The 2499-nt window shown below is 70.6% G+C and carries 1 protein-coding gene; it reads left to right on the top strand.

Annotated features, from left to right (window positions below; genetic code table 11):
• Nucleotides 1-2499: acyltransferase domain-containing protein (locus tag ACFVUH_RS37270; protein ID WP_387918078.1), on the top strand; the 2499-nt coding region annotated here is incomplete at both ends.

The raw sequence follows: 2499 nt of genomic DNA, 5'->3' as shown, positions 1-2499 counted from the left end.
CCGTATCGCCCACGCCCTGGCCACCACCCGCACCCACTTCGACCACCGCGCCGCCACCACCGGCACCACCCACGACGAACTCCTCACCGGCCTACACGCCATCGCCGACGGCACCACGACCGTCAGCACCACCACCCCCGGCGGGAAGACCGCGTTCCTGTTCACCGGGCAGGGATCGCAGCGCAACGGCATGGGCCGCGAACTGTACGACGTCTTCCCCGCGTTCGCCGCCGCCCTCGACGACGTCTGCGACCACTTCACGCCCCACCTCGAACACCCCCTGCGCGACGTCATGTTCGCCCCCGCCGGCACCGACCTCGGCGACCTCCTCCACCAGACCGCCTACACCCAACCCGCCCTCTTCGCCCTCGAAACCGCCCTCCACACCCTCGTGCGCACCTGGGGCGTCCACCCCGACTACCTCACCGGCCACTCCATCGGCGAACTCACCGCCGCCCACGCCGCCGGCGTCCTCACCCTGGCCGATGCCACCACCCTCGTCGCCGCCCGCGGCCGCCTCATGCAAAACGCCCGCACCGACGGCACCATGATCACCATCCAAGCCACCGAACAGGAACTCCTCCCCCTCCTCCAGGCCCACGACGGCGTCACCATCGCCGCCCTCAACACCCCCCACTCCACCGTCATCTCCGGCGACCACGACACCGCCCACACCATCGCCCACCACTTCACCGAACAAGGCCGCAAAACCCGCCAACTCCACGTCAGCCACGCCTTCCACTCCCCCCACATGGACGGCATCCTCGACGCCTTCCAAACCATTGCCGAGTCCCTGACCTACACGGCGCCCACCACCCCGGTCATCTCCAACGTCACCGGACAGATCGCCACGGCGGAGGAACTCACCTCACCCGCCTACTGGACCCGGCACATCCGCGAAGCCGTCCGCTTCACCGACACCCTCACCACCCTCCAGACCCAGGGCGTCACCACCCACCTCGAAATCGGCCCCGACACCACCCTCACCACCCTCACCCGCACCACCCACCCCGACACCACCACCATCCCCACCCTCAACCCCACCACCCCCGAAACCCACACCCTCACCACCGCACTCACCACCCTCCACACCACCGGCACCAACATCAACTGGCCCACCCTCCTCGGCCACCACCCCACCCACACCACCCTCCCCACCTACCCCTTCCAACACCAGAGCTACTGGCTCCACCCCACCCCCACCACCGGCGACATCACAACCGCCGGCATCACCCCCAGCCACCACCCCATCCTCACCGCCACCATCGAACTCCCCGAAGGAATCCGGCTCTTCACCGGCCGGCTGTCCCAGACGACGCATGCCTGGCTCGCGGACCACACCGTGCACGACACGGTCATCCTGCCCGGCACCGCCTTCATCGACCTCGCTCTCCACGCGGCCCAGCACACCGACACCACCACTGTTGACGAGCTCACCCTCCAGGCGCCTCTCGTCCTGCCCTCCGACGGTGCCACTCGGCTCCAACTCGCCCTCACCCCGGCCGACGAGACCGGACGCCGCGCCCTCACCATCCACTCGCGTCCGGACGGCGACGACAACCCCGACTGGACGCTGCACGCCACGGGTCAGCTCGTCGCGGGCCCGTCGGCCGAAGCGCGGGCCGCGGACCTGACGGCCTGGCCGCCGACCGGTGCGAAGCCCGTCGACCTCCACGACCTCTATCCGCGCATCCACGACCTCGGCTACCACTACGGCCCGCTCTTCCAGGGCCTCCAGGCCGCCTGGCAGCAGGGCACCACCACCTACGCCGAGATCGCCCTCCCGGATGCCCCTGAAGCGAAGCCCGACGGCTTCGCCATTCACCCGGCGCTCCTCGACGCCGCCCTCCACGCACAGCTCACCAGCCTCACCGACGCCACCGACCGCATCCCCCTCCCCTTCGCCTGGCACGGCGTCACCCTCCACACCGCCGGCACGCCCACCGCTCTCCGCGTGTCCATCACGCCGACCGACGCGGACGGTTCGGCCACGCTCTCGCTCGCCGACGCGGACGGCACCCCGGTTGCCACGATCCGCACGCTCACCGCTCGGCCCGTCAGCGCCGAGCAGATCGCGGCCGCCGCGCGCACCAGTCCCGAGCACAACGCGCTCCACCAGCTCACCTGGCCGGCCATCACCGTTCCGACCGCCGTCGGCGCGCCCAGCGGGCCGTGGGCGATCCTCGGAGCCGACGGTGGGCGGACAGCCGATGTGCTCCGATCCGCCGGCGTGCAGTCCCAGACGTACACGGACCTCCGGACGATGCTCGACGGGCTGGGAGCCGGGGACCCGAAGCCCGAACTGGTTCTCACCATTCCCTCCGTCGATGGGGCCGCCGAGGTCGGGGAGCTGCTCGTCGGCACGCTGGCGCTGGTACAGGGCTTCCTCGCGGACGAACTGCTCAACAGCACGCGCCTGGTGATCGTCACCCAGCACGCGGTGGCCACCACCGACAACGAGGACATCACCGACCTCACCGCCGCACCCCTGTGGGGCCT

The organism is Kitasatospora sp. NPDC058032 (assembly GCF_042885845.1).
Classification (GTDB): Bacteria; Actinomycetota; Actinomycetes; order Streptomycetales; family Streptomycetaceae; genus Kitasatospora.
This window is presented reverse-complemented; position numbering and strand designations above follow the sequence as displayed.